Genomic DNA, 14,351 nt, shown 5'->3' on the forward strand with positions numbered 1-14,351 from the left:
TAATTATTTTGACTTCTGGGAAGGTTCTATTTTTGATAATGATAATATCTTGCTCCTTTCAAGACCGGGTTTTCCAGTTCCACATATTTTAATCCGAAACCCTGATAATTTTCGTTAACAGAATTTTCGAGTTGTTTTCTGTGAAGTTTTTCATAGGTTGCAAAGTTGATCGGCGTTCTGTTTTTTAATCCTTCGAAAAGATTCCATTTTGCAGCAACCGCTTTCCAGTTTGCTGAAACTTTCCCGGCAAAAACTTTGGATTTTGATCCGCTTCCGTAGCCTAAAAAGCCAATTTCCTTTCCTGCCAGTTCTTCATTTTCATTGAAAGAAGTCTGTAATGCAGAAAGCAGGGCCATAAAAATGGAAGCCGTGTACATATTTCCAATTTCTGAGGATGCACGTTGGGATTTTTCAATTTTATCATTAATAAACTTAATATACTCCTCAGATTTTGCAACCGTCTTTTGCTCTTCCGGAGTTGTGTAGCTTAGTCCGTTTTCGAGGCTGTAAATTTCCGTAAAAACTCTTTTCCCATGAAAGGCGTACGGAAGATGGAAAATTAAGTATTTCCAGTCTTCATAAGGTTTATTTTTTTCGGTAATTTCTTTATAATGATTGTATGCCTCTTTGATTCTGTCCTGGTAACACTGATTGGAGTATTGCCCGTCGAACACCGGTTCATCGGTAAATATTTCAATTTTGTCAGGGAAATTTTCCGGAGCGTTCGTAAGGTCTTCTTTTTTGAAATGACGCCTTGGCTTGAAGAAATCAAAAACAGATTCTGTCGCCACTCCCCAATTGTTTTCAATTTCTATTAAATCCGGTTTTGAAGAAACCAGAACGGCGACCGCTCCTCCGCCTTGCGTATATTCCCCGGGAGACGCCAGTTCGTATTTTGCGTAGTCACTTGCGATAACAATTGCCTTTTTATCCGGATTTACTCTTACAAAATCCAAAGAATTATGAAGTGCGTCCACAGCTCCGATACATGCGAAAGTCATGTCTACTACATCACAGTTTCTGAAACATCTTTCTCCGAATTTTGCTGCCAGAACTTCTTCTGCCATCTGCATCGCGTAGGAAGCGGTGGGTTTTGCAGCATCCAGGGCACTTTCTGTTCCGAGATAAATTCTTGCTATTTCCTTCGGATTGATCTGGTAATCTTCAATTAATTTCAAAAGCGCTTCTGCTGCAAAAGTCGCGGCGTCTTCATGCACATCGGGAAATCCCATTTTGTGAAGACCCAGCCCTTTTTCAAGCTTTGCAGGATCTATTCCTCGGTTTTCCGCTAATTCTTTAATATCCAGATATAATGACGGCACATAGTAACTTGCTGCCTCAATTCCAAAAGTCATAATTCTTAATTTTATACGAATTTAAAAAATGTAAACGTTTAATCACATATGATTTTTATGAAATTTTTAGAATTATTCCCGAAATTAAGCTTGTGAAAATTGAAAATGAACAGATTTATTGATTGAGAAAATTAAAAAACACAACTCATGTTTTATAACATCCCTCAGATTACACAGATTTTGCAGATTGCCGGGAAATATTTATCGTTTCTAAAGCTGATCTTAATTATACAATAGATACAAATGTTATTCTTCATCGACTGCTTTTTGGTACAAATTAACAGTCAATTTAATGTAAACATGTCGGACCTGGATTATGATATTAAATCAATTTATTTAGTCGGATTCCTGCTATTTATCTTTCGACTTGCGCCTAGCCCGGATTGTAGCGATTGTTTGAGCTCATTTCTCAAATAAGAGAAATAGCGAGTGCGGAAAGCCGGAAAAAGCTTCAAATAAAAAACATCATTCCGATCACATTGTTCATTAAAAAAGCACCTCTTTTCAGAAGTGCTTTTGTTGGTTTTGATTATTTAAAATCTTCAATTGCTTTATTCAGCAGATCGATCTGTTTGTTAATGCTTGCGGCATTTTGAGGATTCTGTTTTAGAAGCTCCATTTTTTTATTCAGACCATCTTTAAGCATCTGGCCTATCATCATTTTTACCTGAGGATTTTCGCCAATCTGTCCTTTTGCCTGTGCGAGAATTTTTGTGATGCTTTCCGTAGCTTTTATATTATCGGCGGTCATAATCCAGTTGAATCCTTCTTCTGCAGATTTCCCGAGTTCAGGATTCTGGAACTTGATGAAGGGATAAAACGCAGCAAATTGTGCAATATTTGCCATTTGAGAAGCCACTTTATTCTTCACGATAATCGGCAGCATTTGTGCAGCCAATGTTTCTGAAGCGCCTTCCAGATCAATTTTATCTGCGTATGTTGCAGCTTTTGCCGGATCAATGGCAATAACAGCGCCTACCGAACTTCCTTTTACTGCATTGGAAACCGCATTCGTTCCCTTTTCAAATATCGGCATGTATTTTTTGTCCTTTGTTTTTGCCAATGCTGAAATGGCAGCTGCCTGAACAAGTGTTTTAGGGTCATTGGAAGCTAATTTTTCAACATCAGAACCTAAAACCTTCAGCTGATCCGCATTGGAAAGATCCATAAGCTGCAATGCTTTTATCCTTGTTCTGAAATAAGGATCTTTTAATGCGGCAGCAAGTAATTTCGTAGCGGCCGGGTTTTTTCCTACCTGATCTTTAATTCCGTTTAAAGCATTGTATCTGCTTTTGAATTCTTTGGAACCGGTAAACTGCATCAGGTACTGCTCAGGGGTTTTAGTATCATTAATATCTGCCAGTAAAACGCCGTCTGCATTGATATTTACAAGATCTGCATTTTTGGAAACATCAAAGTTGAATGTATTTTTCGCTTCCGCATTTACCCACACATTGTATCTTTTAGGTTTTCCGTTCTCGTAAACATCGACAGCAAGCGGAAACTGGAACGGCTGTTCCTGAGTCTGCTCTATGGTTACTGCAATCTGCTTTTTTACGGGTTCAAAAGTGTATGAGTAGTTGATTTTCGGGTTTCCGCTTCCGAAATACCACTGATTGAAGAACCAATTAAGGTCTTTCCCTGAAACTTTCTCGAATGAAAGTCTCAGCTGGTGTGCTTCGGCATTCTGATATTCGTTGGCTTTAAGGTAATCCTGCATTCCGGCAAAGAAAGCCTCATCGCCAAGATAGTTTCTGAGCATGTGGAGAATTCCGCCACCTTTCTGGTACGTTACCAGATCAAAAACATCTTCGCGGGAAGCATAATCAAACCGTACAAGATTTTTTTTGAAATCAGTAGGATTGTGGATGTACATATTCACATCAGTCATCTGGTGATAATCGGCCTGATCTTTTCCATATTTATATTCATTCCACAGATACTCAGAATAGTTGGCAAATGACTCGTTAACGGTAAGATTGCTCCAGCTTTCTGCCGTTACCAGGTCACCAAACCAGTGGTGGAATAATTCGTGGGCAATGGTATCTTCCCACGTATTTTCGTCAATCAGCTGACCAGGTTTTTGTAGAATATCGCTGCCATGAAGGGTCGCCGTTGTATTTTCCATCGCTCCGCTGACGTAGTTTCTTCCTGAAATCTGCGCATATTTTGCCCAAGGATAGTCGTAGCCCAGCTTTTTAGAAAAGAACTCAATCATCTCCGGCGTGTTTCCGTAGATCTGTTTTGCATACGGTTCATATTCTTTTTCAATATAATAATCTACAGGAATATTTTTCCATTTGTCTTTTACAATAGCATATTCTCCTACTCCCATGAAAAACAGGTAAGTAGAATGTCTTTTATCCATCACCCAGTGATCGGTTCTCAGTCCGTTTGATTCTTTCTGAGAACCTTTCAAAATTCCGTTGGAAAGGGTAACATATTTATCTGGAACCGTCATGTAGATTTCCTGCGTTGTTTTCTGATTGGGTTTATCAATGGTAGGAAACCATGTTGAAGAAGATTCTGTTTCTCCCTGTGTCCAGATCTGTGTAGGCATATCGGGATCTTTGCCCTGTGCATTGATGAAATAAAGACCTTTTGCATCATTGATGGCAGCGCTTCCTTCCTGCTTCACTTCGTTTGGACGGGAAGTATATTTAATGTAAACCGTATAATCCTGGTTTTTCTGGTAGGTTTTATCTAAAGTGATTTTAAGAACATCGTCTTTATAATCATATTTTAAGGGAGATTTTTTACCGTTGCTCTCTAAAGCCACTTCATGAATCAGCATCCCTTTGGCATCGAGCGTAAGTTCGTTGGAAGGGTAAAAAAACGGTGACGCGGTGAGCCATTCTTCTCCGTTCATCTGCTCTTTCTGGTAATCGAAATTTACTTTAAGCTTTGTATGTTTAAGTTCTGTAACTTTCGTATGAGTCGCTCTATAGACTTTTTCTCTACCGGAAGTTTCAGTTTGTGCCGCTACATGGGTGGAAAAGAAAATTCCCAGAAGAGCGATCGATAAAATGGCTTTTTTCATTATGATTAAAAATTATTTCTTGGTTAAAATATCAAAAATATCATTAACTAAAGTTTCGTAGTCTCCTTTTTTGAACTGTTCCTTTGTTTTGGCAAAGGCTTTTTTAAGTTCACTTTCCGGATTTTCGTCGTCAATGATTTCTGCTGAATCAACGCCTTTCAATTGAAGTATAGCCGTTTTGAGGACTTCAACGTCGGCATTTTTTTCGATGTTTATTTTTAAATATTTCATATTGTTATTCTTTTGTGAAGGTATTTTCTGTTCCTCCCTGTTTGATGATGAACTGCTTTTTTTCCGGATAAAAGTCGATGATGATTCCTGCCATATCAAATTTAAAGCTTGTCGCAGAAGTCGCTTCAAGCGGAAATGCTCCTTGTCCGGTTGCCTGTGCCATCAGTGTTTTATTCTGTATAAAGATATTAATTTTAAGAGGTACATCCGGAGAAGAATAGGTTCCTGTGTATTTCTGAAGTTCGTCTTCGTTAATTACCACCGTTTTGAAAGAAGGTATTTCAAAGTCCTTTCCTAAAGCTGTTTCTATCAGTTTAATAGAAATGTCATTGGTATCCATAGCCGACTGATTAGTCGTAAAAGCAATGGCAACTTTCAGCGTCGGGAAATAATATAATGCGGAACTGAAGTTATCAATTCCTCCGGTATGACCAAATCCCCACTCTTTTTCAAATGGAACTTTTACCAGGCCGTATCCGTAACCATCCACAAAATTTTTCATCTTTTCAAGACTTTCTTTTTTAATAAGTTTTCCCTGTTCCAGCGCAAGAATAAATGATAAAAGATCTCTTGGGGTAGAAATGATATTTCCGGCACCGATAGGAATGCTCATATCTGTTTCGGGAGAAGCGATGTATTTTCCGTTTACAAACTGATATGATTTTGCCTGATTTTTTGAAGGATCAATTTTTCCTCCGACTTCCGTTAACGTTAATTTTAAAGGTTTTGAAATTCTATCTTTAATCAGCTCTGCATACGACTTTTTATATACTTTTTCAAGAATAAAACCCAGCAAAACATAGTTGGAATTGCTATATTCATGTTTTGATCCCGGCTCAAAATCACTTTTATATTTTTTAATGATATTGATTAAACTGGTTTCTGCCTGCGGTTTTGTATTGTACTGTAAATATTCTGCTTCATCGGTAAAATTGTGAATTCCTGTTCTGTGCTGCAGCAAATTTTCGATGGTGATTTTATCTGCATTGGAAATTTCAGGATAAAAATCTGACAATTTTTTGTCTAAAGAGACTTTTTTATCTTCTACAGCTTTCATGATAAGAACTGCAGTAAAGGTCTTGCTTATAGAACCGACGCGATATTGAGTGTTTACATTGGCTTTCTGCTGTTTTTCGGCATCAGAAAACCCTACAACTTTAATGAATGTGGGACGATTTTCTTCTGCCAGGGCAAAACTTCCCATTACTTTATGGTGTATAAACAGAGAGTCCAGGTAATCTGACATTTTATCTTTCACTGTTTTTTGAGAGAATACCATGCCTGAAATACCGATTGCTGAAAGGAAAAGTAATTTTTTAAACATATCCTGAGATTTACGGGATAAGTTGAAAATTTTAAAGAGATGTTACAAAAAAAGTGAAGTTTTAGGCTTCACTTTTACTGCTTATTTTTAGTATGAATATTTTTTTGATTTAAATCGCCACCGGCGCCTTAATTCCCGGATGCGGATCATAATTCTCCAGCGTAAAGTCTTCAAAATCAAAATCAAACAGATCTTTTATTTCCGGATTAAGTTTCATCGTCGGAAGTGGTCTCGGTTCTCTGGAGAGCTGTTTTTTCACCTGCTCAAAATGGTTGTTGTAGATATGAACATCTCCGAAAGTATGCACATAATCTCCAACTTCAAGGTCACAAACCTGCGCCACCATCATCAACAGCAAAGCATAGCTGGCAATATTGAAGGGAACTCCCAGAAAAACATCAGCACTCCTCTGATAGAGCTGTAAAGATAATTTTCCATCGGCCACATAAAACTGGAATAAAGCATGACAAGGCGCCAGCGCCATATTCGGAATTTCTGCAACATTCCATGCAGAAACAATTAATCTTCTGGAATCCGGATTTTTTTTGATCTGGTCAATTACCTCTGTAATTTGGTCGATCACTTTACCGTCGGCACCGTTCCAGCTTCTCCACTGTGCTCCGTAAACAGGTCCGAGATCTCCGTTTTCATCTGCCCATTCGTCCCAGATGGATACTCCGTTATCTTTGAGATATTTGATATTGGTATCACCTTTTAGAAACCATAAAAGTTCGTAGATAATAGATTTCAGGTGCACTTTTTTGGTCGTTACCAAAGGAAATCCTTTTGAGAGGTCATATCTCAGCTGATATCCGAAAACACTTCTTGTGCCTGTTCCGGTTCTGTCGGTTTTGTCTGTTCCGTTATCTAAAATATGCTGTAAAAGGTCTAAATAATTCTGCATCTGAAAAAGATTTTAAGGTTCAAATTTAAAGAAACTATTCTGAAAATTATACGAAAAAAGCGTCCATTTTAATGAACGCTTTCTATAGTTAAAAATCAATTTTTATTAAACCGCTGTGTAGCCACCATCTACAAGATAATAGCCTCCCGTCATGAAGGATGATTTTTCTGAACTCAGAAATAATACCAGCTCGGCTACTTCCTCCGGCTTTCCTAATCTTCCCATCGGATGTTTTGCAACAAGCGCTTTTTTCATTTCGCTGTCAAGATTTTCGAGAAGCGGTGTTTCGATGTATGCGGGTCCTACTGCATTGCAGCGAATGTTCTTCTGCCCGTACTCAGCGCCGATATTTTTGGTAAGTCCTACCACTGCGTGTTTTGCAGAAGTATATGCTGATGAAAGCGGTGCTGCAACGGCCCCATGAATGGAAGCCATATTAACGATAATTCCTCCTCCGTTTTTCTCCATTTGTTCCAGCTCATATTTACAGCCGTAAAAAACCCCATCCAGATTGATGCTTAAAACTTTTCTCCAACTTTCAAGACTGTAATCTCCCGTAAATGCCTGTTCGCCACCGATTCCTGCATTATTACATGCAATATCAAGTCTTCCGTAGATTTCTACTGTTTTTTTTACTAAAGCTTCCACTTCTTCAGGGTTTGAAGTATCTGCTTTTACAAAAGACGCTTCCCCGCCTTGTGCTTTGATGTCTTCCACAGCTTTATTGCCGTGTTCTTCATTGATATCCGATACAATAACTTTAGCTCCTTCTTTGGCATACGAATGAGCTACCGCCAAACCGATTCCCGATCCTGCCCCTGTTACGAGCGCTACTTTGTTGTCTAAAATTCCCATACTGTATTTATTAATTGTGATACCACAATTTACGATAAAAATCCTGCATTGCTTCTAAAGTAAGCAATAAAGTTTTCTTAAATTAAGGTTAAATATTAGTCTTTATCAACACAACGGCTAAGAATCCGAAAAGGTATTTTACCAGATCTGTTTAACAATCTGAGATACATTATTGAGTGAAAAACTCTGTCCGCTCGTCAGTCCTGTTATTGCTTTTGCTAAAGGAGATTCTGTAGAAACAGTCATCACTTTCCGGTTTTCACATACCACTTCTCCTACGGAAGCAGCGATATAGAATAACCCTTTGTCTGTCTCTATTAAGGCTCCGTTCTGTACTTTGACAGAAATTTCAGTGCTTACTTTCTGCAGCAATGCCTGCTGATTCAATGCTTCATTCAACTGTCTTTGGAGATTATTGATTTCCTGCTGGAGCATTTCTCGTCCTGTTTCGTACTTGTCGCCCATCGAACTTTTGGTATCGTTATTTGAAGCGCGGGTATCTTCAATAAGTTTTTCAAATTTCTGAATTTTCTCTGAAAGTTTGCTTTTTACGGTGTCCAGTAATTTTGATTTATCCATACAGAATTCATTTCATATAATCATTTCAAATGTATTAATAATTTAATTGCTATTATTATTCCAGATACTATTATTGAAACAGATCACGATTTAACATAAAAACATTTTTATCACCATTATATGAAAATTTTCTAAATTTGATTGTTGATTTAACGAGCTATTCAATTTCAAAGTATAAATCATCTATTCTATCTTTTAATTTAAAAAAAAACACTATGAAAAAAAATTTATTTACTGCGTTATTAACTGCTTGTCCTATATTATTTTTTTCACAAGTAGGGATCAATACTCAGACACCTCATCCTTCGTCTGTTCTGGACATACAATCCGACACCAAAGGATTGGTTGTACCAAGATTGACCACCGCAGCAGCTAATACTCTTGCTGCTACGGCAAGTGAAGGTCTTGTTGTTTTTGATAAGGACAGGAAAGTCTTTATCGGTTGGGACGGCACAAAATGGCAAAATCTGGGTTATGAAGAAATTAATACGGTTCCTTCTGCAACCAATGTCACAATTGCCGGAAATTATACAAGCGGTTCTGTACTTACCGGAAATTATACATTTTCGGATGCGGAAAGCAATCCGGATAATGCAACCGCGCTTACCTGGAAAAGAGCAGATGACGTTTCAGGAACCAATATCGTAACAATCGCTTCTGCGACAGCTCAAAACTATACTGCAAACGCGGCAGACCTGAATAAGTTTATTCAGTTCTGTGTAACTCCGGGTTCTTTAACTGGCGCTTCACCGGGTTTACAAAAATGCTCTGCCTGGGGCGGACCCATCGGCGCAAACCAGGCTCCTACTGCTACCGGAGTGTCGGTTACAGGAAATGCACTGCAGGGACAAACTCTTACGGGAAACTATACTTATAATGATACTGAAGGAAATACGCAGGGAATTTCTACTTTCAGGTGGACCCGTTCTGATAATGCATCGGGAGCTAATGAAACAACTATAGCAGGAGCAAATGCAGTTACTTATGTTGTAGGACCTGGTGATGTTGGAAAGTATATTAAATTCTACGTAACTCCTATTGCAACTTCAGGTACAATAACGGGTACAGAAACTGGTTCCTCATACATAGGCCCGGTAACATCGCCAAGCTTGATTTCAGGAGACATCTTCAACGAAGGATTTGAATCGGGTATAGCAAATGGTTATTTTACAGTGACTACAACCCTAGCCAATGCAAATACAGGTATTGTAAGTGGTAATTCGGCGGCGGCATGGAGCCCATCCAACAGTCCTAAATTTGCTTCAGGTACAAGAGGTTATCAGTTTGGCGGAACGTCTGGCGCAAATGGTGCTAATGTAGTTTTTCTTTCTCCTGTTATTGACGCTACGCAATACACTAATAATATGACATTTTCTATGAGGGTTGCCGCTTTTGGAACAAGCCCAGGGCAAGGTTTAGATTCAGGGACAAATGATAATATTCTGGTAGAAGTTTCTTCCGATGGAGGCAGCACGTATACAACTACATTACAGCAGGGTGGTAATAGTAATGCCAACTGGGCATTTAGTGCAACAGGAAATACAAGTACAACTTACGGAACCAATTTCAGCCAAAACTCTGGTTCCGGCAACAATTTAGCAACTGGACCTTCCACATTGTCTATTACAGGGATTCCTAATACTATTTCTCAATTGAGATTCAGAATAACAGTGAAACATAATCAAACTGCAGCACAAGATGAATATTGGGTGATTGATGATATTAAATTAGTAGCTCCATAATAAATACCAAAAACTTACAAAAAATCTCCGCCAAAAATGGCGGAGATTTTTTATATTATTTTTCAAAAACAGCATAATCGCCGGGTTTGAAAGTAAAACTTTTTCCGTCCTGAAAGTTTCTGTTCATTTTAGTGAAAACATTTTTAAAGGATCCTGACAGATGCTCATCTTCAATACTGAAATCAACAGGATCTTTTGACATATTTAACACAACCAAAACTTCATGATTGCCGTTTTTTCTCAGGTAAGAAAAAATCTTATCATTGGCAGTCGTATTCAGGAGATAAGTTCCAACGTTAGAATCTCCTCCTCTTAAAGCAGGATTGGATGATTTCAGATTTAATAAAGTTTTATAAAACTCCGCCATCTGGTAATTGTTGGTCCATTGTATCGGGTCTTTCTCAAAGAATTCGAGTCTTTTCATATTAGGCAGCTCCTGTCCGGAATAGAGCAGAGGAATTCCGTTCCATGTTGCAGAGAAGACTGCCATTGGCTTGGCAATCACTCCATACTTTTCATATTCGGTGCCATTCCATGAGTTTTCATCGTGATTGGAGGTAAACCAGGCCCTCATTGAGCCATCCCCGATATTGGAATATTGTATGAGAAGATCTTTCAGTTCCTGTATCGGAAGGTTTTTCTTATAATAATCTTCTGATTTGTGCATCCATTTCCAAGAGTAGCTTGCATCAAAAACTTTTCCGTATTCCGGGTTTTCGAGTTCATCATATTCGCCGATCCAGAAGAGCGGTTTTATTTTTTCCACTTCAGGGCGGGCCTGCTGCCAGAAATCGACTTCAACCCACGAAGCGAGATCACACCGGAATCCGTCGATCCCTGTTTCCCTGATCCAGAACTTCATAGCGTCGATCATTGCAAGACGCATTTCCTGGCTTTTGTAATCCAGCTCTATGATATCATCCATTCCTGAAGCACGGTGAAAGCTTCCGTCAGGATCTTTCAGGTAAAATTCGGGGTGTGTCTTCGTCCAAACGTGATCCCATCCGGTATGATTGGCCACCCAGTCGATGATGACTTTAAATCCCAAGCGATGTGCTTCATTCACCATATGTTTGAAATCATCCATCGTTCCGAATTCCGGATTAATGGAAGTATAATCTGCAGCGGCATACTGACTTCCCAAACTTCCTTTTTTGTTTTGCTGTGCAATAGGAGTAACCGGCATAAACCACAGGGTTTTCACGCTCATCGATTTCAGCCTCGGCATTTCTTTTTCAAAGGCTCTGAAGGTTCCTTCTTTTGTATATTGTCTTACATTAACTTCGTAAATATTGGTGGTGTGTTTCCATTCTCTAGGCTGTTCCTTCATTTTTTTTGTTGTATTTTGGGTGGCACAGGAAACAATTCCCAGGCCCATTATCGCTAATAAAATTAATTTTTTCATTATTTCTCTTTTAACAAAAATAGCAATTGTGATTGGAAAAAGTGAACTGTGAATGCTTAATTTTAAAATGCTGAGCATCTAAGTTAATATAACCTGACCGTCTCTGTTGTGGTCCACTGATTTTAATGATCTGCATTTCTTCTAATGTCTCAGACCCTAGCCGCGATTGCAGCAATTGTCTGAGCTCATTTTTATTTTTTTGGTTGCGGCGGCTTCGCCGCCGCAACCAAAAAATAAAAATAGCGAGTGCGGAAAGCGCGAAAAAGCTCCTGAAAATTAATTTGAATATCGATCATACTGAGTAGTACAAAGGTTTCTGACAGCACCGCACAAAAAAACCCTGAATAGCATTCAGGGCTGTAATATTATTTGTTTGATTATCTTTCGTCTTCGTTATCATCTTCATCATCAAAAACATCGTCATTGTAATCTTCTTCTTCCTCATCGTCGAAATTGTCGTCGTCTTCATCCGCAAAATTTCCGCTGACATTGAAGTCGTCTTCAAAGCTGAAATCATCATCCAGCAATGGCATGGCCGATTTTCTTTTAGACCCTCCCGTTCCGCTTTTGCTTGGTGCTTTTAAAGGCACGTTTCCGAATCTGTATACGGTGATGGGATAATTTACGCCTTTTGTTTCGTCAATAATCTCGATCAATTCGCAGAAAAATTCCCACAGATCAAGAAGTCCATATTGAAACTGAGCTTTATCACCTTTATTTTCGAAAGCTTCATCGATGTACACATCCGACATAATCTCTCCATCGCCATCGTCACTCATGTCTTCCAACGGAACACTTTTTAAGATCGTTCCGTCTTCTTCCAGCAAATTAAAAGCTGAAAGCTCGTCTCCCTGCAAGCTGAACGCACTTTTAATTCCTAAATGTAAGTTCCATAGCGTCTGTTTTCCTTTAACTTCGATATCCCGGAAAATATCTTCTTTCGCATCTAATATTACGCGGATTTTGTAAACCATCAGTTTAAAATTACTTTTTTGCCTTTGTTATTATGATAAATCTCTGTTGCAAATATAAAATAAATGAGATGTGACAAAAAAATATTTCAGGATTTTTTAAAATATTTTTTTTTCATACATTTTGCAGAAATTATTTACTTTTTTCAAGCATAAAACTGAATTTCGTACCTTCAAGGTACACGCTTTCCACGGTGATGTTTTCGTTATGGGCCTCGAGAATATGTTTTACAATGGCCAGTCCTAATCCCGAACCTCCTTCCCTTCGGCTTCGGCTGGTTTCTACGCGGTAAAATCTTTCAAAGATTCTTGGCAGGCTTTCGGCTTTTATTCCCATACCGTTGTCTATTACTTCGATCAGCACTTTATTTTTCAGAACACTTGTCTTTACAACGACTTTAGCTTCCTGCCTGTTGGCGTAATGAATGGCATTGGAAATAAGATTAATAAAGACCTGCGAAATTTTCTGCTTATCTGCCTCTACAAAAATCTGCGGATGCAGCGTCTGGATCTGCATGGTGGCGTTGTGCTTTTCGGCTTCGAGGTCAAGAAGGTCAAAAATTTCCCTGATCAGAAGATTGACATCAAATCTTGAAACGGTAAGGTTTATTTCGCCCGCTTCCAGCCGGTTGATCATATCAAGATCGGTAACGATGGCAATGAGCCTTTCTACCGATTTATCAATTCTTTCCAGATATTTGTCACGAATGGTGAGATTATCAACACCTCCGTCTCTTAAGGTCTCTACGTATCCCTGAATGGAAAACAAGGGTGTCTTGAGTTCATGAGATACATTCCCGATATATTCTTTCCGGTAACTTTCCATTTCTTTCATCATATCGAGCTCGGTAACTTTCTTCTGGTTGAGATCTGAAAATCTTTCTCCTAATTCCTTAATAGTAATATTCTCGTCATTGTCATGAACAATTTCCTGAGGCAGGAGCTGCGAAAGGCCGCGAACCTGTTTTTTACCATAGTAATTGAACAACAGCTCTAACACGATATAATTAATGATAAAAATAAGAATAAGGCAGATGAAAAGCCCTATTTTAAAGAAAGGGGTTCTGTAATATATATCTTTTAGCGAATCGAAAATGATTACTAAAAGAAACATCACCAATGTCAGCAGACAAGAGGCGACGAGGGTAAGTCTGTAAAATTTCAATTTTACAATTTTTTAGGTTGATATAAAGGTAAGAAATAGAAATTGAGTATTAAACAATAAGTTTATACCCAATTCCTTTTAGTGTCTGAATTGTATTGATTCCTAATTTTTCTCTCAATCTTCTGATGTGTACATCAATTGTTCTTTCTCCTACAATTACGTCATTTCCCCACACTTTTTCCAGGATTTCTTCTCTTTTGAATACTTTTTCCGTATTGGAAGCAAGCAAGTAAAGAAGATCAAACTCTTTTTTCGGAAGCAAAAACTGTTGTCCGCTTTTCGATACCCGGAAATTGTCCTTGTCAATGATCAGATCACCGATCTCGATCAGCTTTGAATTATCGGAAACCTGCGAAGTAAGCAGTAATAAAGCATTTACTTTAGAAATAAGGATTTTCGGTTTGATAAGCTTTACGATATAATCGTTTGCTCCTGCCTGAAAACCTGCCAGCTGAGAGAATTCTTCGCTTCTTGCTGAAAGAAAAACGATCAGTGTTTTCTGAAGTTCTTTAATTTTACGGAGTTCCTGACATGTTTCGATGCCGTCTTTTTCCGGCATCATGACATCTAATAGTATTAGATCCGGAACAATTTCTTTAGCTTTATCGATACCTTCGTTACCATTTGTAGCTGTATAGATATCATAGCCTTCCTTTTCCAGGTTGTAAGACAGAATCTCTAAAATATCCAATTCATCGTCTATTAAGAGGATTTTCTTTTGGTTCATTTCTAATTTTTACGAGTCAAAGTTAATAATATTTTAATCACAGTTTAATAAAA

General features: G+C 38.3%; 12 protein-coding genes. 1 reads left to right on the forward strand and 11 read right to left on the reverse strand.

Annotation, left to right across the window (positions count from 1 at the left end; all coding sequences use genetic code 11):
- Positions 1-26: 26 nt before the first annotated feature.
- From ACYT6F_RS00780 to ACYT6F_RS00810, 7 genes are all read right to left on the reverse strand, one after another.
- Positions 27-1,355: a hydroxymethylglutaryl-CoA synthase family protein gene (locus ACYT6F_RS00780; protein ID WP_472599440.1), complete on the reverse strand. Its 1,329-nt coding sequence runs from the start codon at positions 1,353-1,355 to the stop codon at positions 27-29.
- A 529-nt stretch (positions 1,356-1,884) separates the two neighbouring features.
- Complete coding sequence (locus ACYT6F_RS00785; protein WP_472599441.1) at positions 1,885-4,395, reverse strand: M1 family metallopeptidase; 2,511 nt, start codon at positions 4,393-4,395, stop codon at positions 1,885-1,887.
- A gap of 12 nt (positions 4,396-4,407) precedes the next feature.
- Positions 4,408-4,626: a hypothetical protein gene (locus ACYT6F_RS00790; protein ID WP_169229539.1), complete on the reverse strand. Its 219-nt coding sequence runs from the start codon at positions 4,624-4,626 to the stop codon at positions 4,408-4,410.
- Positions 4,627-4,630: 4 nt separating this feature from the next.
- Positions 4,631-5,950 carry a serine hydrolase domain-containing protein gene (locus ACYT6F_RS00795; RefSeq protein ID WP_472599442.1) on the reverse strand — a complete coding sequence of 440 codons (1,320 nt, stop codon included), beginning with the start codon at positions 5,948-5,950 and terminating at the stop codon, positions 4,631-4,633.
- Between the two features lie 109 nt (positions 5,951-6,059).
- Entirely contained in the window at positions 6,060-6,854 is a 795-nt protein-coding gene (locus tag ACYT6F_RS00800) for a thymidylate synthase (RefSeq protein ID WP_288243145.1), read from the reverse strand.
- A gap of 105 nt (positions 6,855-6,959) precedes the next feature.
- Positions 6,960-7,709 (reverse strand): SDR family NAD(P)-dependent oxidoreductase, encoded by a 750-nt coding sequence (locus ACYT6F_RS00805; protein ID WP_472599443.1) that lies wholly within the window; start codon positions 7,707-7,709, stop codon positions 6,960-6,962.
- A 138-nt stretch (positions 7,710-7,847) separates the two neighbouring features.
- Positions 7,848-8,288: a hypothetical protein gene (locus tag ACYT6F_RS00810; protein WP_472599444.1), complete on the reverse strand. Its 441-nt coding sequence runs from the start codon at positions 8,286-8,288 to the stop codon at positions 7,848-7,850.
- Between the two features lie 215 nt (positions 8,289-8,503).
- Between ACYT6F_RS00810 and ACYT6F_RS00815 the strand changes: the two genes are divergently transcribed.
- Positions 8,504-10,030, forward strand: a complete 1,527-nt coding sequence (locus ACYT6F_RS00815) for a hypothetical protein (protein WP_472599445.1) — start codon at positions 8,504-8,506, stop codon at positions 10,028-10,030.
- 55 nt (positions 10,031-10,085) lie between these two features.
- On the opposite strand, the gene ACYT6F_RS00820 is transcribed toward ACYT6F_RS00815, so the two are convergent.
- The 4 genes from ACYT6F_RS00820 to ACYT6F_RS00835 form a co-directional block, all read right to left on the reverse strand.
- Positions 10,086-11,435 carry an alpha-amylase family glycosyl hydrolase gene (locus tag ACYT6F_RS00820; RefSeq protein ID WP_472599446.1) on the reverse strand — a complete coding sequence of 450 codons (1,350 nt, stop codon included), beginning with the start codon at positions 11,433-11,435 and terminating at the stop codon, positions 10,086-10,088.
- A gap of 377 nt (positions 11,436-11,812) precedes the next feature.
- On the reverse strand, positions 11,813-12,409 hold the full coding sequence (locus ACYT6F_RS00825; protein WP_472599447.1) for an IS1096 element passenger TnpR family protein: 597 nt from the start codon (positions 12,407-12,409) through the stop codon (positions 11,813-11,815).
- A 130-nt stretch (positions 12,410-12,539) separates the two neighbouring features.
- The gene (locus ACYT6F_RS00830) at positions 12,540-13,571 is read right to left on the reverse strand and encodes a sensor histidine kinase (protein ID WP_472599448.1); all 1,032 of its coding nucleotides are present in this window, start codon (positions 13,569-13,571) and stop codon (positions 12,540-12,542) included.
- A gap of 49 nt (positions 13,572-13,620) precedes the next feature.
- Positions 13,621-14,298 (reverse strand): response regulator, encoded by a 678-nt coding sequence (locus ACYT6F_RS00835; RefSeq protein WP_472599449.1) that lies wholly within the window; start codon positions 14,296-14,298, stop codon positions 13,621-13,623.
- Between the last annotated feature and the right edge of the window lie 53 nt (positions 14,299-14,351).

It is taken from the genome of Chryseobacterium sp. NG-CE01, assembly GCF_055695505.1.